Source organism: Enhygromyxa salina, from assembly GCF_000737335.2.
In the GTDB taxonomy this organism is placed as follows: Bacteria; Myxococcota_A; Polyangia; order Nannocystales; family Nannocystaceae; genus Plesiocystis; species Plesiocystis salina_C.
The window spans coordinates 15,243-34,749 of the sequence record NZ_JMCC02000054.1 but is presented as its reverse complement, the minus strand read 5'-3'; the positions used below and the strand labels follow the sequence as shown (position 1 = coordinate 34,749).

Genomic DNA, 19,507 nt, shown 5'->3' with positions numbered 1-19,507 from the left:
TCTGTTCTCAGCTCGGGCCAGGTTTTTGGCCCGCTCGCGGGCCACTGGAGGATGGGTCGGCAGCGTCCGCCACCTGATGATAATTCTCGCGGATCCGCGCTTGGGTCTCGGGCGCGGCGAAGCACACCTGGTGCATCATCGACTCGGCCGTGCGCGCGCGCTCGAACGCCAGCCGGCGCGGGAGCGCGAGCTGGCGCTTGAGCAGCTCGATCGCAAACCGGGGCTTGTCAGTCAGGCGCAGCGCCAGCTTGCGCGCGTGGCCCAGGACCTTGGCGCGGTCGACCACGGCGTTGATGTTGGCGCGGTGCTCGAAGTGGCTGCCCTTGAAGTACTGGCAGCCAAACATCATCTCGGCCGCGAGGTACTCGCCAACCGCGAACTGCAAGAGCCCGGTCGTGCCCATCCCCGGGGTGAACCCGAGGTCCATGAAGTTGGTGCCGTAGCGGCTCTCGCGGGCCATCACGACCATGTCGCAGGCGAGCCCGAAGATCAGCCCACCACCGACGGCGCTGCCCTCCATCGCGGCGATCGTGGGGATCGGCAGCTCGATCAGGTTGCGGGTCAGCTCGAGGTCGTAGGGCGCGAGCCGGCCCTCGGCGAGATCCAGCAGCACGTTGCGATCGCCGCCAGCCGAGAACAGCTCGGGCAGCCCACGGACCACGCAGACCTTGGCCTGGGTGTCGCGCGAGAGCGTGTCCATGGCCGCGAGCAGCTCGGCCACGAACTCGCGGGAGAACGCGTTGTTGCCCGGCTCATCGCGCAGCCACAGCTCGGCGAGGCCGTCTTCGATGCTCAGGGTGATGCGCTCAGTCATGTCCAGCTCCTCCGCTGCCAGCTGGCCCGCTGCCAGGCCGATAGCGCTCGAACCACCGCGGCGACTCGCCGGCCATGAAGCCCCGGATCGCGGCGATGGTCTCGAGGTCGAGCAGATCCGTGGCGGTCTGTTGGGCGCCGTGGTCGAGCCCGTCGGCGCGGCTGAGCGTGGCGATCTCCGTGGAGTAGCGCTTGAGCCGGGCGACCGCGCGTGGGCTGGCCCGAAGCAGGCGCTTGAGCGTGCGTCGCAGCGCTTGCTCGAGTTGGATCGGGCCCTCGACCAGCTCGTCGACCAAGCCGAGGGTCAGGGCCTCTTCGGCCTTGACGCTGCGGCTCGACAGGGCCATCCACCGGGCCTTTTGAACCGGCATCCGCTCGCACAGCAGCGGCAGCACCATCGCGGGGATCAGGCCGAGCACGCACTCGGGCAGGGCAAAGCTGGCGCGCGCGCTGGCGATCACCAGATCAGAGGCGGCGACCAAGCCAACACCGCCGCCCATCGTCTCGCCGTCGACGATGCAGATCACCGCCTTGGTCGAGCTGCGCAGCCGCTCCATGCAGTGGGCGTAGCCCCGCAGCTTCTCGGACTGATCCTCGCCAGCGTGGGCGACGAGGAATTCCAGATCCATGCCGCGACAGAACACGCCGGGGCTGCTCTCGATCACGATCACGCGGCAGCGCTTGGACGTCTCGGCGGCCTGCAGCACGGCGTCGAGCTGCGTGAGGCCAGCGCCATCGAACACGACCTCGGGTTTGTCGCCCGGCTCGAGATGGACGCGCCACACCGGGCTGTCCTTGGGCTCGCAACGGACCCGCATCAGCTCAGCCTGTAGCGCCGCTCCCACTCGTGAAGGCCGTCGAGCACGCACAGGCCCTTGCCTTCGTAGGCCGCGGACCAGTGCTTGGCCCAGGCGCCATCGGGCCCGTGCTTGTCGGTGTCGTAGGTGGGGGTCTCGACGTAGCTGGCCCGGGTCCGCTCGATCGCCTCGTACTCGGGCACGGTCACCGTCTGGCGCGCGTCGAGGCGGGCGTCGAGGCCCGCGTTGGCGATGATCTCGGTGGCCCGCGGGCCCACGCGGACCGGGTAGAACTCCGAGCACGAGCCGGAGCCGTACGAGAACACGCTGATCCGCTGACCGGCCTGCAGCGGATCACCGCTCTCGGCGGCGGCCGAGATCGTGCCCATCAGCGCCAAGAAGGTCGCCGAGGTGTAGGTGCCGCCGAGCCTGCGGTTGTACTTGAGCCCGCCCTTGCTCTTGCGCTCGAAGTGCCCCTGGATCTGCTTCTTGGCCAAGCCCGGGACAAACCGGCGCACGACCGCGCGGTGAGCCCGGTAGGTCATCGCGCCAAACGGCACGTGATAGACGTGGCGCGCGAAGTTGGCGTCGTAGTCCTGCTCGCCCGAGACCTCCATGAAGTGCTCGCTGGCGCCTTCAACGGCCTCGAGATAGCCGAACAAGCTGGTGTCGGCGTGGCCAACCTCATCGCGCGAGCTTGGCCGATAGGTGTCGCTGATCTCGTTGGTCCAGTAGCCGTTCTTGTCGAGCTCGAACTCGAGCAGGTCGGGCTTGTCGGAGATCAGCATTGCTGTAGCCCCGGCCCCAAGCACGAATTCCCACGGCTTCTCGAGGTGCATGCGGCTCTGATCCGTGCACACCACCAGCGCCTTCTTGCCGCGGTTGAACCCCGACGCGACCCAGTGCGCCGCCGACATCAAGCCACCGGTGCCGCCGTAGCACGCGTGCTTGGTCTCGTAGTTGCGACAGTTGTGGCCGATCCCCGCGAGCCGCTGGACCCAGCTGGAGATCGGCTTGCCAAAGTCCACGCTGGACTCGGTCCCAACCACGACCAGCTCGATCTGCTCGGGGTCCTCGCCCTCGAGCAGCCCGCGCGCCGCGTTGACGGCCATCGTGACCGGATCTTCCCAGACCGGGTTGAGGCTGCGCGCCTCGACCCAGAGGTCCTCGATCGGGTGCGACGCCTCGACGCCCCGCGCCTCCGCCAGCGCGACCATGTCCAAGGTCATGCTGCACGGGTAGGCAAAGATCTTCTCGATACCAACCCTGTTCCCGTTCGTCATAGACACAGCTCCTCCAAGATTGATCCGTTGCTCATGCCGCGCCCCGCAACGGACTCACGAGCCGAGCAGAGCCCCCTCCTAGGGGGCCAATGATGCCCCCGTACACAAACGCCCCCGAGGAGCGAAGCGACCAGACGCGAAGCGGCTGCAGTCGGCGAAGTGCGAAGTCGTCTGTGGGGGTCATAGACATCGGGGTCATAGACATCGGGGTCATAGCTAGACGGTCCAACCGAGGCCGCCGGTTACGTTGATGACCTCGCCGTTGACGAAGGCGCCGGCCTCACTGGCGAGAAAGTCCACGACCCCGGCCAGCTCGTCGACCTTGCCCATCCGGCCCTTCGGCATCGGGCAGTACTGCTTCCAGTAGTCCTTGTTGGCCTGCGGCATCGTCTCGCGGGTCATGTCCGTGTCGAAGAAGCCTGGGACGACGACGTTGGCCGTGATCCCGCGGCGGCCGTACTCCTTGGCCAGGGTCTTGGTCAGGCCGTGCAGGCCAGCCTTGGCGGCCGCGTAGTTGGCTTGGCCGCTGCCGCCCTCGTGCTGGATCGACGAGATGTTGATGATCCGCCCGAACCGGTTGGCCATCAGCGTCTGCAGGAACTGCCGACACACGTAGAACGGCCCGTCGAGGTTGGTTGCGAGGACCTCGCGCCACTCCTCGTTGGACATCGCGACCATCAGGTTGTCGCGGTTGACCCCGGCGCAGTTGACGATGACCTCCATCGTCTCGAAGTCCTCGAGCACTTGATCCGCGACGGCCTCGACCCGCTCGACGTCCTTGACGTCGAGCTGGTAGTGGCGGATCTGGACCCCCTCGTGACCGGCCTGCTTGGCGGCGGCTTCGGCCGCCTGCTTGGAGCGCTCGGCCGCCTCGGCGTTCGAGACGTAAGTGAACGCAACGTGGTGACCCCGACGAGCAGCAAACTCGACGATGCCGGCCCCGATGCCGCGTGAACCCCCGGTGACGAAGTAGTACATGGGCTATCTCAGACGGAGTTGGCGTTGAAGCGGCTGAACAGCGCGCAGCAGTTGAGCCCGCCGAACCCGAACGAGTTCTTGAGCATGATCTCGATCTGGTGGTCAACGGCCTCGTTGGCGCACACGTCGAGGTCGATCTCGGGATCCATCTGCTCGACGTTGATCGAGGGGTGCAGCTTGCCGTGCTTCATCTGAAGCAGCCCAGCGACGGTCTCGACCGCGGGCGCCGACCAGCAGGTGTGGCCGAGCATGGACTTTGGCGCGTTGATCTTGAGCTTGTAGGCGTGGTCCCCAAACACGCTCTTGAGCGCGTTGACCTCTGACAGATCCCCGAGCGGCGTCGAGGTTGCGTGGGCGCACACGAAGTCGACCTGCTCGGGGGTGATCCCACAGCGCCGCAGCAACCGGGTGACCGTGCGGGCTTGGCCCTCGGTCGAGGGCGACGGCAGGTGGCAGCCATCCGAGGTCGCCGTGCAGCCAAGCACCTCGCCGTAGATCCTGGCGCCGCGCTCGAGCGCGTGGCCAAGCTCCTCGAGCACCAAGCACGCGGCCCCGTGCGAGGGGACGAAGCCCTCACGCCGGATGTCGTAGGGCCGGCTCGCCAGCTCGGGCGTGTCGTTGAAGCTCTGGAAGGTGATCGCGCCCATCATCGCCATCGCGTGCGGGCCCATCTGCGAGAAGTCCAGGACCGGACCGACGCACAGCGCGAGGTCGTGGTCGTGGTGGCGGATCTCGTCGATGCAGCTGCGCAGCGCCATGTTGGCGCTCGCGCACGCGCCACCCATCGTGTAGGCCGCGCCCTGGCTGCCAAGCACCTCGCTGACGGTGCCAGCGTGATCCGTGTCCAGCATCAGCAGCGCCGCGAGCGAGTCGATGTAGTCCGGCTCGTCGAGGAAGGTCTCGTAGTTGGTCGTGAAGTAGCGCTCGTTGAGGTTGTGGCCGCCAACGAGCGTGGCCCGACGGGTCGGGTCCAGGGTGTCTTCTTTGCCCGACAAGCCCGCGTCGATCCACGCATCGGCCGAGACCAGCGCCGAGATCCCGGTTGAGAACGGCGCCTTCTTGAGCAGCTGCCGCAGCCGCTTGTAGGTCGAGGGAACCAGCGCCTTCTTGAGCGAGGCGAGCTTGGCCTTGGAATCGTACTCGCTGAGGTCACCCCCAACTTTCGAGTACACGGCGTCATTCTCGAGCCACTTCCAATTGGTGATCGCCGACTTGCCGGCGATCAGGTTGGTGTAGAAGTCGTCGAGGGTGTCGCCGATCGGGGTGTTGATGCCCATTCCGGTGACGACGATGCGCTTTTGTTGGGGACTCAAGGCTCAGCTCCTGCAAGTTCGTGGGGGATGGGTCTAGCTCGCGTCTTCGTCGAGCATGAAGACCTCGTAGATTGCGAGCGCCAGCACCTGCTCACCGAGCAGCGCCTGGCCGACGCAAACAGACACATAGTCGCTGTTCTCGACCGACTTGGCGACCAGGGTGAGCTCGTCACCAGGCCGCACCGCCCCCTGGAACAGCGCGTGCTCGACTTTGAGCAAGCGCAGGGCGCGGGGTTGATCGTCCGCTGCGATGTTGATCGGCGCACCGACCGTGAACCGGTCCAGCAGGTGCTGCAGACAGATGCCCAGCTGCCCGACCATCTCGAGCAAGAGCACGCCGGGGTAGACCGGATCACCGGGGAAGTGGCCGACGAAGACCGGGTCTTCAACGACCACGCGGCGGCGGCCTTCGACCAGCCCCTGCGCGAGATCGACCCGGGTGATCCCGTCGAGCAGCAGCATCGGATCACGGTGGGGCAGCATCCGCTCGAGCTGCACGCGCCCAAGCTCGACCGTCTGGGTGGTCGGCGCCTCGGTGAACAGCGAGCGTCGGCGGCCGGACTTGATCAGCTTGGTGTGCAAGCCCTCGGACCCTTTCGCTCGTCGACACCGAGCTTGGCGACCACGCTCGCGAAGTGATCCGCGAGCTGCTCGCGGCTGTCGGTGCGGAACTTGCGGTTGCGCAGCCACTTGCGGTGCATGAGGTTGTGCAGCACCGACATCGGCCCGACCTCGACGAACACGGCGTCTGGGTGCTGGGCGACGATGTGGTCGAGCGACCGCCGCCACAACACCGGCTCGTGGACGTGGGTCGAGAGCAGGTCGATCAGCTGCGCGCGGCTGGGGTTGTCGAGCAGCTCGCCGAGCCGGTTGGGCAGATACGGCAGGCGCGGGGCCGCGAACTCGAGCTGCTCGAGGTGCTCGCGGAACCGCTCGCCGACGACCCGAAACAGCGACGAGTGCATGGGCACGTTGCGCTCGATGATCTGCGGCTGCGCGTAGAACTCGTCTTCGGCGTGCTCGACCGCGGCCTCGACCGCGGCCCGCTCACCCGCGACCACGTGCTGCTGCGGCGAGTTGAGGTTGACGACCTCGAGCACCCCGAGCTTGGCCGCGCTGCTGACCACCGCCGCGAGGTCCTCGTCGGAGATCGGCTGGATCGCCGCCATCCACCCGCGCGGGCCCTCGTCGTAGCAGCGACCGCGATGGTCGACCGCCCGCAGCCCGTCCGCGAACGAGACCGCCCCGATGTGCACGAGGTGGTTCCACTCGCCCAGGCTCAGGCCAAGCGACAGCTCGGCCTCGATCCCAGCGGCGTCGAGGGTTGCCATGAACATGTGGTTGGCGAGGAACACCCCAACCTGCACGTCGACGTTGCGGGCGAACGCGTTCTCGCCAGCGTCCGCGTGGTACTGGGCGCCAAGGTCACGGCCGAGCAGGTCCGAGGCCCACGCGAGCAGATCCGCGTTGGGCCGATGCAGCTCGACGAGGCGATCCAGCATGCCCGGGTAGCGCGAGCTCTGGCCGGGGAACATGAACACCAGCGGCGGCTCGGCGCGCACGCTGGGGTCGAGCTCGGAAGCAGCACCTGACAGATCGAGGGGCATCATCGGCGATCCTTGCGCAACTTGCTGCGGGCGTTCATCAGCGAGCTGACGCCGTCGCGCAGGTCCAGCTCACCAACCGCCCGCAGCAGCCGGTCGTAGGCTGAGCTTGGGTCGTGCGCGCGCTCGACAAAGTGGTCGTAGGCCATCGAAGATAGCTGCGCGACACGAGCTCGTTTGTTCGACGAGTTCGCGATCGCGCTGGCCTGTCTCAACAAGAACTTCGCCATGGTCTGCCAGTCAGCCATGCTGCTGTCGGCGGCCGCGGCTGCGCGGCCTTCACGGCGGGCCTTGGCGGCCTCGGCGGCGGCCGTGTTGGCGCCGAGCGTGCCGGCTTCGCGCATGGCCTTGACCACCGTGTCCTCGAGGATCTGCAAGGAGCGATCGAGGTCGACGGTCTCGTGGGCCGCGGTCACGGCGACCCGATAGCGCAGCGAGTCTTCCGACACCGAGGGGTAGTCGACCGGCGCGAGGAACAAGCCCGCGTCGTTCATCGCGCGGCACTGCTCGTACAGCATCTGGCGATCGCCCCCGATGATGATCGGGAACACCTGCGAGTCGCTGTCGCCAAGGTTGAGCCCGAGCGACTCCGCGCCGTCGCGGAAGTAGTTGACGTTGGCCCACAGCTTCTCGCGCAGGGCGTTGTCACGGGTCGCGAGCTCGAGCGCCTTGAGCAGCCCGCCAACGACGACCGGCGGCAGCGCGCACGAGAACGCGTAGCCGTTGACGTAGAACCGCAGGTACCGGATCAGGTCACGGTTGCCCGCCACGAAGCTGCCCGCGTGCGCGAACGACTTGGAGAAGGTCGCGTACTGCAGGCCGACCGCGCTGGGCGGCAGACCGTAGTGCTCGACGCAGCCACGCCCGTGCTCGCCGAGCGCGAGGATCGAGTGGGCCTCGTCGATCATGATGCCAACGCCGTGGCGGTTGGCGATCTCGATGATCTGCGGCAGCTTGGCGGTGTCGCCGTCCATCGAGTAGATGCCCTCGATCACGATCAACCGGCGGCGGGTGCTGCTGGTCTTGGTGAGCAGGTCGTCGAGCGACTGCGGATCGTTGTGCGAGAAGAACTGCAGCTTCGCCTTGGCGAGCTTGACCCCGTCGATCAGGCACAGGTGACACTTGTCATCGAGCAGCGCGAGGTCGCCCTTGCGCAGCACCCCGGTCAGGGTGCCAAGCCCGCCACCGAAGCCGCTGTTGAACAGCATCACGTCTTCGTGGCCTGTGAATTTGATCAGCTCGGCCTCGAGCTCGCGGTGCAGATCTGTCATGCCCGAGAGCATCGGGGACCCGCACGCGCCGGTGCCGTACTTGGACAGCGCCCGCTTGCCGGCCTCGATCACCTCGGGGTGCGCGGCCAGGCCCAAGTAGTTATAGGAAGAGAGGTTGACGACGGTGCGTGACTTGCCGCCCCGGTTGATTTTCATCACCGGCTCGACGGCACCTTGCATCTCGGGCTCAAACAGCGCGAACGCCCAGGATCCAGCCTTGTGCCAGTCGCCGAATTCCGGCGGCGGCACCAAGGGATCCTCGGTGTCGGTGAAGTAGAAGTCCGCGAGGCTGTACTGGGCTTCGCTGCTCATGCTTGGAACGGGGGAGTGAAGGGGGGGCTCAGTACCGTCAAAGGCGTGGGCCTGTCACGGAAAAACCCGAGCGCGCCGTTTGGCGGGGTCTGGCGGGCGTTGGCGGTGTCAGCCGTGAACGTTGCAGCCTGCAACGCTGCCCGAGTGGTGGCGGCATCTTGCAGACTGAGCCCACGCAGGTACAGCCCGCCCCGACATGCCTCGCGTGAGTGTTGCGACGTGAACATGGATCATCTTTCGCGACCGCTGCGTCCGCCCGTTCGCGCCAACCTTCATGCGCCGCTTCCAGATCGATGTCGAGCGACCCGCGCCACGCACGTCGATAAATATCTGATTCAACTAGCCTTTTTGGTCATCCCGCGCGCACCCAGGGACACGCGAAGCCCATTCACGTCGCCCCCATCTACCTCGGCAGCCCCAACGAGGTCCCTCATGGTATTTGCCCGCTGCCGATGTCCACGCTCGAGATCGTCGAAGTCCCGCTGACCGATCGCAAGTTGGTCGAGCGCTTCATTCGCGTGCCCTGGCACATCCACCGCGAGCTCTATCCAAACGATCACTGGGTACCGCCGCTGTTGATGGACCGCCGGGACTACCTCAACCCGCGCAAGAACCCGTTCCTCGACCACGCCGACGTGTCACTGTGGATCGCGCGCAAGCACGGACGTGACGTGGGGCGGATCGCGGCGATCGAAGATCGGGACTGGCGCTCGTTCCACGGCGACAAGACCGGCTACTTCGGGATGTTCGAGTCGCCCGACGATCCCGAGGTTGCGTCGGCGTTGCTGAGCCGCGCGCGCGCGTGGCTCGAGCGGCGTGGGCTCGACCGCATGATCGGGCCGATGGACTTCTCGACCAACTACGTGTGCGGCGTCCTGCTCGACTCGTTTGATCGGGATCCCGGCATCAACATGCCCTACAACCCGCCCTGGTACGACTCGCTGCTGACCGGTCGAGGCCTGCGCCGGGCCAAGGATCTGATCCAGTGGGCCATCTCGCTGAGCACGCCGATCCCCCCTCGGGTGGTCCGCATCGCCAAGAAGATGCGGCAGCGCGAGAACGTGCAGGTCCGGGCGATGAGCTTCGACGACTGGGACACAGAGGTCAGCCGCGCGCTCGAGATCTACAACGGCGCGTGGGAGAAGAACTGGGGGTTCGTGCCGGTCGGCGAGAAGGAGTTCCGCCACATCGCCAAGGATCTCAAGCTGGTCTTGCACCCCTCGCTGCCGCTGATCGCCGAGGTTGACGGCGAGCCGGTCGCGTTCGCGTTGACCATCATGAACGTCAACCCGGTGCTCAAGAAGCTCGACGGCAAGCTGTTTCCGTTTGGGGTGCTGCGGCTGGCCTGGGATCTCGAGATCGCCAACACCGTCGACTCGGGGCGGCTGATCTTGCTTGGCATTCGCGAGGGTTACCGCCGCCGCGGGCTCGACTCGATCTTGTTCCTCGAGATGGCCGAGCGCTGCCGCGCGCTCGGGTGGTGGGGCGGCGAGATCGGCTGGACCCTCGAAGACAACGAGCTGGTCAACCGCGCGATCAGCAACTTTGGCTGCGAGCCCGTCGCTCACTACCGGATCTACGAAGACGTGTTTGGGGGGGAGCCAACATGAGCGCGCCGCGACACACCGCGCTGGTCACTGGCGCCAGCGGGTTCATCGGCAGCCACCTGTGCGAAGTCCTGCGCGAGCGCGGCCATGACGTGCGCGCGATGGTTCGTCGCAGCTCGCGGCTCGACAAGCTCGAGCTCGGGGCCGGTGGCGCGCCCTTCGAGCTGGCCTACGCCAGCCTCGACGACGTCGACTCGATGGCCCAGGCGGTCGCCAACGTCGATCTCGTCTACCACCTCGCGGGCGCGACCGCGGCGTTCGACCGCGTTGGCTTCGATCGGGCCAACGTCGAAGGCGTGGGCAATTTGTTCGCCGCGATCGCGCAGGCCAGGGCCCACGGTCAAGGTCCGCGCCGGGTCGTGCATGTCTCCTCGTTGATGGCCGCCGGCCCCTCGCACCCAAGCAGCCCCCGTCGCGAACATCACCGGCACGAGCGCGACGTCACGGACTACGGCGACTCGAAGCTCGCCGGCGAGCAGCTCGCGGTCGCCTCGGCCCGACGCGGCGACGTGGAGCTGGTGATCGTGCGGCCGCCCCTGGTCTACGGCCCGCGCGACGAAGACGTGCTGCACATGATCAAGTCCGCGGCGATGCGGGTCGTCGCCCAGCCTGGCCTGCGTCCAACCTGGATGTCAGCGATCCACGGGCGAGATCTCGCTACCGGTATCGCGCTGGTGGGAGAGCGCGGCACGCCGATCCCGCGCGAAGGCACCGCTGGCCACGTCCACGCAGGGGGGGGTGGCGACCCCGAAGTGCTCGGTGACACCCATGACCCACGCGGCGCCGGCCTGTATTACTTGACCGATGGACAGCGCTCGAGCGTCGCGGAGTTCGGGCAGATCGCAGCCGCGGCGCTCGGGCGTCGCGCGGTGACCATCCCGCTTCCCGGGTTCGCGGTCCGCTCGGTCGGCCTGCTCAATCAGGGGCTTGGACGACTGCGGGGGCAGGTGCCCGCGCTGACCCGCGACAAGGCCCGCGCGAGCCTGTCGAGCGGTTGGTGGTGCGACGATGCCCGAGCCCGGGCTGACCTCGACTGGTCGCCTGAGTTTGGGCTCGAAGCAGGGCTCGAGGACACGGTCCGGTGGCTGCGCGACAACCAACTGTTGTGACCGATCCCCAACCTCGGTGTCAGCGCAGTGGTTGATCCAACAGTGTGAGATCTGTCGTGACGATGGCTTGGTGGCGCTCGGCTCTCGTTCTTTTGTACAGTGCACTGGTCGTCTGGGCCTGGTCGGCTGACCAACTGCTGGACTAAAGTACCAACGCAAACGGATCTGGTCCCGCACTGGATGACGATCCAGCCCACACACAGGGCGGCATGAACCTCACCACCGAACTCGAACGACTCTATGAAGAGTCCGGTGATCCGGACGAGTTTGGTCGTTCTCTGTTGGGCTTCCTCGATTCGCTTGGGCGACAGATCAAGGAGGAAGAGAAGGAGTCGACCACGTTCGTGGAGCTGTTGGCGGAGCAGCTCGATCGTGCCTCAACGGCCACGCTCGCGGCCGGGGCCATGCACGATCTTCGCTCGCTCCTGCAGGTCCTCATCGCGCACATCGATCACTCGCGTCACGGGTTGCTGGGCATGGCCGCGACCGCGTCCGACCCCGAGAAGGTGAGCGGGGTCCTGCGAAGCATCGACGAGCTGCGCCTGGTCGCGGTCACGATGGCCAACATCACACGTGATGGCGTCGCCGTTCAACGCGGCGGGGGAGCCGGCACCGTCGTCGACTTGCCCGACCTACTCAAGACCACGCACCGCATGCACCGGCGCGTCTCCAAGGGCCGCCTGCGGCTAGAGGATCCACCTCGCACCGACGTGCTCGCGCCCCGTGGCGCGTTGCTGCGCGTGCTCGCCAACCTCATCAACAACGCCATCGATGTGATCCCCGACGGCCCCGACGGCCGCATCACGATCTCGGCCTGGGTCGCTACCGACGACGTTTTCGTCCAGGTCGCCGACAACGGACCAGGGATCTCCCCCGAACTTCAGACCAAGATCTTCGACCTGTTTTTCACGACCAAGACCAAGGGTTCGGGCGTCGGACTTCCGACCTGCCGCCGACTGGTCGAGGGCTGGGGCGGAAAGCTCCAGCTCCAGTCGATCATCGGCCAAGGCACCCGCTTCACCTTCGGAGTTCCTCGCGCCTGATCGGCACAGTCCTCGCGGAGCTGGCAAATCATGGCGACCGGACACAGCGCACTCACGGATCTCGGCCGTCTCGCCGAGATCGACGCGAGCAGCTTCCAGCAGGCGGTGATCCTCTGGGATCGCTTCCACGTGATCGGCCAGCGGCGCGAGCTTGGCGACACAGTCGTCGTCGCCGTCAAGGATCTCCACAAGACCCTCGGCGATCCGCTCACGCGCAGGCTGAACCTCCACCTGGTTCCGCTTCCGCTCGGCCCCAATGAAGATGCGCGGCTCATTCGGGCGTGTGGCGTCGAAAGCCAGTTTCAGCCACGGGTCAGCGCGGTCGGTCGGACCAAGGCGTGGTTGGTGTTGGTGTGCGAGCCCGCTGTGGGTGGCGCCGCCACTCTCGCGCCCGCGACCTCGACACTCGAGGGCGGCAAGGCGCTCGTGCTCGCGTCCGAGTGCGCCAGTTTGTTGACGAAGCTACACGCGGTTGACGTCCACGGCGTTCGGTTCCAGCGCGAGATGGTCCGAACCGAGGACGACCGCTTCTTCCTCGACTCGTTCACGCACCTCCTTGGTCACGTCGGCCAGCCTGACCCAAAGCTCGATGTGGACGCGCTCGCCGAGTTTATCCGCGAGCTTGGCGACGCGTCCACGAGCGCCGCGCTCGACCAGGCCCCGAGCACAGCCGTCGAGCTCACCGAACGCCTGCGATCGCTCGCCTCGGCGAGCGGTCTGCTGCAGCCTGACCCAACGACGGATCTGCCCGCGGATCCGCCTTTCATCGGCCGCTCGCTCGCCTTCACGGAGCTCCGGCGCGGGTTCGACCAGGCTCAGATCGCCCAGCCCACCGCGCTGATCATCAAGGGCCCTCGCGGCATCGGCAAGTCGCGCTTGATGGGCGAATTCGTCAGCGCTCGGGCCCGGGCCGACGACGCGATCGTGCTCACCGGCGCGTGGCAACAGCAGAGCGCCGACAGCCGCGGCGGCCTGCTCAACGCCCTCGAGCAGCTCCCCCAGGCGCTCGCGCGGCTCAACGCCGACGAGCGCGATGACATCCGGCGCCGGATCAACCGCGCGACCCGGCACCTCGGCGCAATCGTGACCCGCAGCGCCCCCTCGCTCGGCGAGGTGCTGCGCAACGTCGAAGAACTCCCGCGCCTCGAGCTCGGCGAGGACTTCAGCCGGCATACCGCCGTCATCGCGGATCTGCTCCGGTCAATTGGCACCTCCAAGCGGCCGCTGGTGCTGGTGCTCGACAACCTCGAGACCACCGACGGCAGCTCCGCGATCGTGCTCAAGATCCTCGCACAGCGGCGCCCCGCCCATCACACCCTCTTGGTCATGGGCCTGCGCACCAAGAGCGGCGGCTTCGTGCCCGACTTCGAATTCGAGTCGGTCGAGCTCAAGCCGCTCACGGAGCCGGAGATCTCTGATCTCCTCACCCAAACCTTGCCCGGATCAGTCGTCGAGGCCGAGAGCCTTGGCCAGACGCTGTGGTCGATGAGCGCCGGGCTCCCGCTCGTCGCGTGGACCAACCTCCGCGCATGGATCGATCGCGGACAGCTCGTACGAAGCCCCGAAGACGGTAGCTGGCGCGCACGCAAGTCTCTGCGTGACGAGCTCGATGGTGGGTTCGAGGTCGAGGACGTCTTTGGTGTTGTCCTCGCCGCCGCCGAGTCGGGGGTCCGCGAGCTCGCGCTGCGCGTCGCCGTGATGGGCACCGAGGTCGACATCGAGAGCATCCATGAGCTCGACATCGCCAACGCCGACGCCGGGCTGGCGGACCTCGTCAAGCGCGGGATCTTGGCCAACACGACGCAGGGTATCCAAGACGCCGTCCGCTTCCCGCACGACACGATCCGCGAGCTGGTCCTCGCGTCGTCCACCGAAGCCGAGCTCCGGGCCGCCCACGCTGCCGTCGCAAACCTCGTCGCCGCACGAAACGCTCCCGTCGCACAGATCGCCTACCACCGCGATCTCGCCCTCGATCCCAGCGGCAACACCAGCCCCGAAGCCTTCGACCGACTCTCGCGTCTCCACGTCGACGCCGGCCGCGAGCGGCTCGCCGTCTACGACCTCGAGCGCGCCCGCTGGCACCTCGAGCGCGCGCTCGAGCACAGCCGTGACACCGAGCAGCGCAGCCAGGCCGCCGAAGGGCTCGCCGATATTTGCCTGCTGAGCGACGACCTCGACACGGCGGTCTCGCTGTATACCGCGATCATCGCGACCAGCGACGGGCCACGAGCCGTGCAGATGGGCGCCAAGGCGGTGGCGTTTCTGTTCTCGAAGGCCGCAACCATCGAGGCCCGGCAGCTTGGCAACATGGCCCTCGAGGTCGTTTCCGAACCAACGCCAACAAGTTCATTTGGCAAGATCGCGGCGCTGTTTGGCGCCATGTTGCGGTCCTGGTTTGGCCCACCAAAGAACATGAACATCGAGGTCCGCGAGGGGCTGTGCCGCCTCTACCCGTGGATGGCGATCATGAGCCTCGTCGACGACGCAGCCGGGGTGCCCATGTACCTCGCACGTGGGCACTGGATTGCGAAGGGCCTCGACATCGGCCCAGCGTCAATGGTGCACAGCAGCGAAGCTGCGATGTGGGCCGCGGTCGGTCGGTTCAAGCATGCCAACGAACTGTTTGCGCTCGCGTTCGAGATCTCCGTCAAGGCAAACGATCCGTGGGCCCAAGGCTGGGTCAAGCACATGTGGGCTCACGTCAGCCTGCTCCCAGCGGATCGCTACGAGGAGGGTCAGGACATGCTCGACGACGCGATCGCGGCGTTCCGCGAGACCGGAGATGTGTCCATTTCGATCCTGTCGATCACGTTCAAGGGGCTGTTCGGACGGGATCGAGAACCTGCCGAGATGGTCCTTGGCTGGTTTGACGAAGCTGTGGCCACCGCGCGACGCAACGGAAAATTCGTTGGCACCGCGACGCTCGAGGCGCTGAGGCTTCACGTGCTCGCGCGCCAAGGGCGGACAGATCTCGAGGCCCGACTCGCATCCCTCGCCGATCAACTCGATGAGGCCGACATGGCCGGAGTCGAGCGGCTGATGGCGCGCGTCCACTTGGCTTACGCCGCCCTCGAGTCCAAATCTCGAAAAATCGCCATGGCTCAGGTCGTCGCTGCAAAAGCGATCCTCGGCGAGTTGCCAGGCGTCCCGGAGTATTGCGCCGAGATCCACATCGTGACGGTGTTGATCTATCTCGAATGGCCTCCCGCGACCAACGAGGATGAGAAGGTCTTCCGTCTAGCCATTCGAAAGTCTCGAGCCGCTGCCAAGCAATCACTGCGACTGCGAGCGCACGGAGCAATGGTCGAATTCAAGTTGGCGCTGCTCGCCGGGAACAACGAGACCGCACGAGCTCTCGCCGCCAAGATCGTCGCGGACTTCGACGTTCACGAGAACCTCTACATCGCGCGGCAGGCCCACCTCGGGCTCTCACGCTTGCTCAAGGGCGAGAACGTCCTCGCCGCCGCGGAGCACGACCGCGTCGCCCGCAACCTCGGTCGTCGGCTGGGCTTGCAGGACCAGGTTCTATTGAGCGACTTCACGGAGATCGAGGAAGAGACCCACGCGCTTGGTCTCGAAGCCGACTCCCGCCTCAACCTCGACGACTCTCAGTACGACATTCCCGCAGCTGGCATGCTCACGTCGGCGGTTCAAAAGCAGCCGCGACGCCGTCGGGCCGCCGCGCCAACCCTCGAGGCACAGACTGATGTCCTCGAAGCATGGGACCTCGGCTCGAGTTCGTCACCACACACGGTCTTGGGGCAGCTGCTGACACCAGTGCGCGACGCTGTGAGCGGATCGCTCGGCGGCGATACCCTAGAGCTTCGCTGCGTTGAACCAACGCTCTCCGTTCCAATCGCGTCCGCAGACCTTCAGGTTGTGTTGATCAACCTCCTGCTCGCATGTCACGACGCGGTCGGGTCCGACAGCACGATCACTGCCACGCTTGGAGTCGACGAAACCGAGTCCCATGAACTCGTGGCGAGCAAGCCATTTGCTGGGCCAGGCGAGTCGCCCAGCCCCCCGCCAGGGCGATATCTGACAATTCGAGTCTCGGCGCCAAGCCCAGCCTCTCGCGTACCTGTTCTAAATTCGTTCCCGACCTGCGAGCGGTTGGTCCAGACCGTCAAGGGTTTCCTCAACGCAAACGTAGACCGAAAGCAGGTCGTGCTGCAGGCTCGCATCCCCCTCGAGCAGCAGCCCGCGCCCACGGCGTCACCTCCCCTGCGCGCGGTGATCGTCCATCCTGACGCTGATGTCCGGGATGCGCTCGCATCGGCGCTCATGGAAGTCGGCGCGAGCTGCAGCGTGTTTGAGCCCGAACAGTTCAACTCGACAAAGCTCGAAGACTCTGTGCTGCTGCTTGCGGACGGCATGTCGATCGAGCCGGTTGCGGTGCTCGAGCCATTGCTGAACCTCCGGATCGTGGAGCTCGTCAAACATGGCGCCGAACCGATGAGCTACGAGCATCAAACCCTACGGGTGCCCTTCTCCGAGACGGAGCTCGAGGACATCCTTCGCTGAGCACCCTCAACCGCCATCCGCTTCTTGACTGAGGCGACGTATCAGCATACGGGCCAACTCTGGCACCATTCGGTGAATCCCGCGCAAGACTGTCGCGTGCATGGGTGTCGGGACCATGAAGCGCGGGCGATGGAGTGCCTTCACAATGTCGCGGGCGACCAATTCCGGTGGCGCCCCGTAGGCGGCAAGCAGCTTCTGCAGAGATGGCCCACTTGCGCTGTTTGCCCGATTCGCAACGATCGATGCAGTAGCGATCTCGGTATCGATGACGCCGGGACAGACGACCACGACCTTCAACCCCTTGCTCCCATACTCTAGCAATAGCGATTCCGACATCCCTACCACAGCAAACTTGGACGCCGAGTAGGCTGCCAGGGTGTTCGCCATCACACCCGCGAGGGACGCGACGTTCACAATCGTTCCGTCGCCCTGCGAAATCATGGTGGGAAGGAACATGCGAATCCCGTGGACGACAGCATGCAGGTTTGTATCAAAGATCCACTCCCAATCGTCGGCGCTCGTCTCCATGAACGACTTGGTCACGCCGACCCCCGCGTTGTTGATCAAGACGTCAACTCGACCATGTTCGGCGTGAACTTGGTCAGCCATCAGGCTATAGGCGTCAGTGTCGCGGACATCAAGTGCATGCGGCGTCGCTGAGCAACCCAGCGCTCGCGCTTCGACGCAGACGCTCTCCAACAGCCGCTGCCGTCGCGCCACCAAGTGTAGTTTGGCCCCCTTGGCTGCGAGCGCGAGCGCGGTCGCCCGACCAATCCCCGAGCTCGCACCCGTGAGAACGACGACCTTGTGTTTCAGACTTCGCATACCAGTACCCACAGTCAAACTCGACAACCGGAGCAGGGCAGGTATCCAATCGCAGACACGCTGAAAGACTAACCCGAACTCTCAATTGTGAAAACTAATTTCGCGGTGCCACATACGGCCAGTTGACACACGTGGGCTTCACGCGCTCGAAACCACTGCGCTACCTGCAAGCGGGCCAAAAGCCCTTGCCCGAGCTGAAGACACATCACACACGCAGCGCAGCAGCTCGCAGGCTACGTCGCCTCGGTGCACCCTGATACTCGAGTTCGTCGACCGGCACGTCCTGCAAGATCTCTGGCTGTTGCTCGGCGCCCTCCACCGCGTTGGAGATGAAGCATGGCAACAACGCCATTGCGAGCAGCGGCGCGACACGCCCTGGGGGAAAGCCTAGATCGAGCGTGGCCGCTGCGAACGCGCTCGCCAAATTCGGCTGAATCCCACGCTTGCTCGTGCGATTGGCGATCTGCGTCATCATCGCCCAGTGCGGGAGTTCATCGCGCCCGCGAGCGACGAGGCAGCGGCCGATCGCCTCGGCTCGTTCGTCGACCTTTCGCGCCACCACTCCGAATCCGGGCAGTCGCTGACGCGAGTCAACGGCTTGATCAATCTCGCGGAGCGCCGCGCGGGGCTCTAGCTGCACGAGGTGGTGAAGCCACGTCACCATCGAATCCGCCGGCCCAATTCCGGTCAGTTTACCCTCCAGAGCAAGGAGACCCGCGGTGAGGCCCGTCATCGTCGAGCCCCCGTGAGCCCCCGCGACTCGGGTCAGCTTCAACGGCCAAATGTGAGGGTCAGCCAACAAGCAGCTGACAAAAATTTCATCGAGGACCTCGCGCTGCTCGGCGTCCAATGTGACCCCCATGCACAGCGCGAGCACTTGGCTCAGGGTCACACGACCCAGGAGCTCCCCGTATACGGCGTAGCCCTGAAAGCGATGGTCACCCCACCCGGCCTTTGCCACACGCGTCGTGAGTCGCTTCATGGCTCGGGCCTCCCCGCCGGAGCTGTGTCATCGTCGAGACCACCCTCGACATAGTCATAGTGCGGCAGGCGCAGTGGGTAGGTTCGCATGTCCAACCCCTGCACGGCGAGCGACTCGGCGAGCGAGCCGATCATGCGCGCCCACGTCCACGCGCCGGTCAACTGGGCCTCCGATCGCAAGCCCAGCGCGTGAAACACGACGAGCGCCGCCGACACTTCATCGCGCGCAACATCGAGAGCAGGAAGATCCAGCCCGCTCGCGTCGACCAGCCGCTGCCGCCAACACGGGCCTCGCTGCTCCCACGCCGCGAACCGCGAAGTGGGCGCGTCAAGCCAGTCGAGCAGCGACTGATGTTTCGTCAAGACGTGTTCCGCTTCCCGGGCGGCGACCAGCGCCGCAGTCCCAACGATGCCTGAGGTCGGCGCCCCGGAGACACGGGCAAGCACGGCCGCGTGCGTGGGAGCAGCACCAACGTGACACGCCGAGATCCAGGTGAGCGCGACGCCAAACGCAGATCCATCGGTGGCTGACGGCTCGACGCCGAGCAGTCCCAGCAACAGGACTTCATGTGGAGCGTAGTGCAGCGCGAGATCGTCGAGTACGCCGATGCCGTGGATCGCACCACCGTCGTTCCAATCAACGACATGTCCAGTGAGCCTGTCCGGGGCCGGCAGAAGCTGGGTCGGACCATCCTCGTACTGTTTGGGAGCGGTCTGCTTCGAGCTCGGAGCAGCTTGTTTCGGAGCAGCTTGTTTCGGAGCAGCTTGTTTCGGAGCAGCTTTTTTCGGAGCAGCTTTTTTCAGAGCAGCTTTTTTCGGAGCAGCCTTGTTCGGAGCAGGCTTGTTCGGCACAGGCCGCTTCTTGGACGCCTTCTTCGCAGTGGGCTTCTTCGTTTGAGCCGGCTTCGGACCGGCCTGCTGCTTGGCTGCCTGCTTCGGCACAGCCCGCTTCTTGGCCGCCCGCTGTGGAGCCGCCTGCTGCTTCGGCGCCGCCTTCTGCTTGGCGCCGTCCCTTTTCTTGGCAATGGCCATTGTCATGCCGAAGCG

15 protein-coding genes are annotated in these 19,507 nt (G+C 65.9%); 4 read left to right on the top strand and 11 right to left on the bottom strand.

Translation table 11 applies throughout. The annotated features are described in order from the left end of the window. Positions 1-7 precede the first annotated feature (7 nt). The 8 genes from DB30_RS20845 to DB30_RS20810 all read right to left on the bottom strand — a co-directional run bounded on the left by DB30_RS20845 (position 8) and on the right by DB30_RS20810 (position 8,371). Positions 8-814, bottom strand: coding sequence for a polyketide synthase (locus DB30_RS20845; RefSeq protein WP_052551690.1), 807 nt, complete (start codon positions 812-814; stop codon positions 8-10). Further along, positions 807-1,631 carry an enoyl-CoA hydratase/isomerase family protein gene (locus DB30_RS20840; protein WP_052551688.1) on the bottom strand — a complete coding sequence of 275 codons (825 nt, stop codon included), beginning with the start codon at positions 1,629-1,631 and terminating at the stop codon, positions 807-809. The genes DB30_RS20845 and DB30_RS20840 overlap by 8 nt, the downstream gene beginning before the upstream one ends. Continuing rightward, positions 1,631-2,893: a hydroxymethylglutaryl-CoA synthase family protein gene (locus DB30_RS20835; protein WP_146659875.1), complete on the bottom strand. Its 1,263-nt coding sequence runs from the start codon at positions 2,891-2,893 to the stop codon at positions 1,631-1,633. The genes DB30_RS20840 and DB30_RS20835 overlap by 1 nt, the downstream gene beginning before the upstream one ends. Before the next feature lie 216 nt (positions 2,894-3,109). After that, a complete protein-coding gene (locus DB30_RS20830) occupies positions 3,110-3,871 on the bottom strand; it encodes an SDR family oxidoreductase (protein WP_052551684.1) in 762 nt (253 codons plus the stop codon). A gap of 8 nt (positions 3,872-3,879) precedes the next feature. Continuing rightward, positions 3,880-5,184, bottom strand: coding sequence for a beta-ketoacyl-[acyl-carrier-protein] synthase family protein (locus DB30_RS20825; RefSeq protein WP_240480289.1), 1,305 nt, complete (start codon positions 5,182-5,184; stop codon positions 3,880-3,882). Positions 5,185-5,217: 33 nt separating this feature from the next. After that, on the bottom strand, positions 5,218-5,766 hold the full coding sequence (locus DB30_RS20820; protein WP_052551680.1) for a 3-hydroxyacyl-ACP dehydratase FabZ family protein: 549 nt from the start codon (positions 5,764-5,766) through the stop codon (positions 5,218-5,220). Continuing rightward, positions 5,751-6,794, bottom strand: a complete 1,044-nt coding sequence (locus DB30_RS20815) for an ACP S-malonyltransferase (protein WP_146659873.1) — start codon at positions 6,792-6,794, stop codon at positions 5,751-5,753. The genes DB30_RS20820 and DB30_RS20815 overlap by 16 nt, the downstream gene beginning before the upstream one ends. Further along, positions 6,791-8,371: an aminotransferase class I/II-fold pyridoxal phosphate-dependent enzyme gene (locus DB30_RS20810; protein ID WP_052551678.1), complete on the bottom strand. Its 1,581-nt coding sequence runs from the start codon at positions 8,369-8,371 to the stop codon at positions 6,791-6,793. The genes DB30_RS20815 and DB30_RS20810 overlap by 4 nt, the downstream gene beginning before the upstream one ends. Before the next feature lie 452 nt (positions 8,372-8,823). Here DB30_RS20810 and DB30_RS20805 point away from each other — a divergent pair, with 452 nt between their 5' ends. The 4 genes from DB30_RS20805 (at position 8,824) to DB30_RS20790 (ending at position 16,654) form a co-directional block, all read left to right on the top strand. Further along, on the top strand, positions 8,824-9,981 hold the full coding sequence (locus DB30_RS20805; protein ID WP_052551676.1) for a GNAT family N-acetyltransferase: 1,158 nt from the start codon (positions 8,824-8,826) through the stop codon (positions 9,979-9,981). Next, on the top strand, positions 9,978-11,087 hold the full coding sequence (locus tag DB30_RS20800) for an NAD-dependent epimerase/dehydratase family protein (protein ID WP_052551675.1): 1,110 nt from the start codon (positions 9,978-9,980) through the stop codon (positions 11,085-11,087). Before DB30_RS20805 ends, DB30_RS20800 begins: the two co-directional genes overlap by 4 nt. 209 nt (positions 11,088-11,296) lie before the next feature. Beyond that, positions 11,297-12,130 (top strand): sensor histidine kinase, encoded by an 834-nt coding sequence (locus DB30_RS20795; RefSeq protein ID WP_052551673.1) that lies wholly within the window; start codon positions 11,297-11,299, stop codon positions 12,128-12,130. A 30-nt stretch (positions 12,131-12,160) separates the two neighbouring features. Then, a complete protein-coding gene (locus tag DB30_RS20790) occupies positions 12,161-16,654 on the top strand; it encodes an ATP-binding protein (RefSeq protein WP_052551671.1) in 4,494 nt (1,497 codons plus the stop codon). Positions 16,655-16,660: 6 nt separating this feature from the next. Here the strand turns inward: DB30_RS20790 and DB30_RS20785 are convergent, their stop codons facing one another. The 3 genes from DB30_RS20785 to DB30_RS20775 form a co-directional block, all read right to left on the bottom strand. After that, the gene (locus DB30_RS20785) at positions 16,661-17,479 is read right to left on the bottom strand and encodes an SDR family NAD(P)-dependent oxidoreductase (RefSeq protein ID WP_052551669.1); all 819 of its coding nucleotides are present in this window, start codon (positions 17,477-17,479) and stop codon (positions 16,661-16,663) included. A 205-nt stretch (positions 17,480-17,684) separates the two neighbouring features. Next, positions 17,685-18,461 (bottom strand): citrate/2-methylcitrate synthase, encoded by a 777-nt coding sequence (locus DB30_RS20780; protein ID WP_052551667.1) that lies wholly within the window; start codon positions 18,459-18,461, stop codon positions 17,685-17,687. Next, positions 18,458-19,492 carry a hypothetical protein gene (locus tag DB30_RS20775; RefSeq protein ID WP_146659870.1) on the bottom strand — a complete coding sequence of 345 codons (1,035 nt, stop codon included), beginning with the start codon at positions 19,490-19,492 and terminating at the stop codon, positions 18,458-18,460. The genes DB30_RS20780 and DB30_RS20775 overlap by 4 nt, the downstream gene beginning before the upstream one ends. Between the last annotated feature and the right edge of the window lie 15 nt (positions 19,493-19,507).

Bases quoted from the DNA above. Each gene is read 5' to 3' on its own strand.
- DB30_RS20845 (WP_052551690.1), bottom strand. From the start codon at position 814: ATGACTGAGCGCATCACCCTGAGCATCGAAGACGGCCTCGCCGAGCTG.
- DB30_RS20840 (WP_052551688.1), bottom strand. From the start codon at position 1,631: ATGCGGGTCCGTTGCGAGCCCAAGGACAGCCCGGTGTGGCGCGTCCAT.
- DB30_RS20835 (WP_146659875.1), bottom strand. From the start codon at position 2,893: ATGACGAACGGGAACAGGGTTGGTATCGAGAAGATCTTTGCCTACCCG.
- DB30_RS20830 (WP_052551684.1), bottom strand. From the start codon at position 3,871: ATGTACTACTTCGTCACCGGGGGTTCACGCGGCATCGGGGCCGGCATC.
- DB30_RS20815 (WP_146659873.1), bottom strand. From the start codon at position 6,794: ATGATGCCCCTCGATCTGTCAGGTGCTGCTTCCGAGCTCGACCCCAGC.
- DB30_RS20810 (WP_052551678.1), bottom strand. From the start codon at position 8,371: ATGAGCAGCGAAGCCCAGTACAGCCTCGCGGACTTCTACTTCACCGAC.
- DB30_RS20805 (WP_052551676.1), top strand. From the start codon at position 8,824: ATGTCCACGCTCGAGATCGTCGAAGTCCCGCTGACCGATCGCAAGTTG.
- DB30_RS20800 (WP_052551675.1), top strand. From the start codon at position 9,978: ATGAGCGCGCCGCGACACACCGCGCTGGTCACTGGCGCCAGCGGGTTC.
- DB30_RS20795 (WP_052551673.1), top strand. From the start codon at position 11,297: ATGAACCTCACCACCGAACTCGAACGACTCTATGAAGAGTCCGGTGAT.
- DB30_RS20790 (WP_052551671.1), top strand. From the start codon at position 12,161: ATGGCGACCGGACACAGCGCACTCACGGATCTCGGCCGTCTCGCCGAG.
- DB30_RS20785 (WP_052551669.1), bottom strand. From the start codon at position 17,479: ATGCGAAGTCTGAAACACAAGGTCGTCGTTCTCACGGGTGCGAGCTCG.
- DB30_RS20780 (WP_052551667.1), bottom strand. From the start codon at position 18,461: ATGAAGCGACTCACGACGCGTGTGGCAAAGGCCGGGTGGGGTGACCAT.
- DB30_RS20775 (WP_146659870.1), bottom strand. From the start codon at position 19,492: ATGGCCATTGCCAAGAAAAGGGACGGCGCCAAGCAGAAGGCGGCGCCG.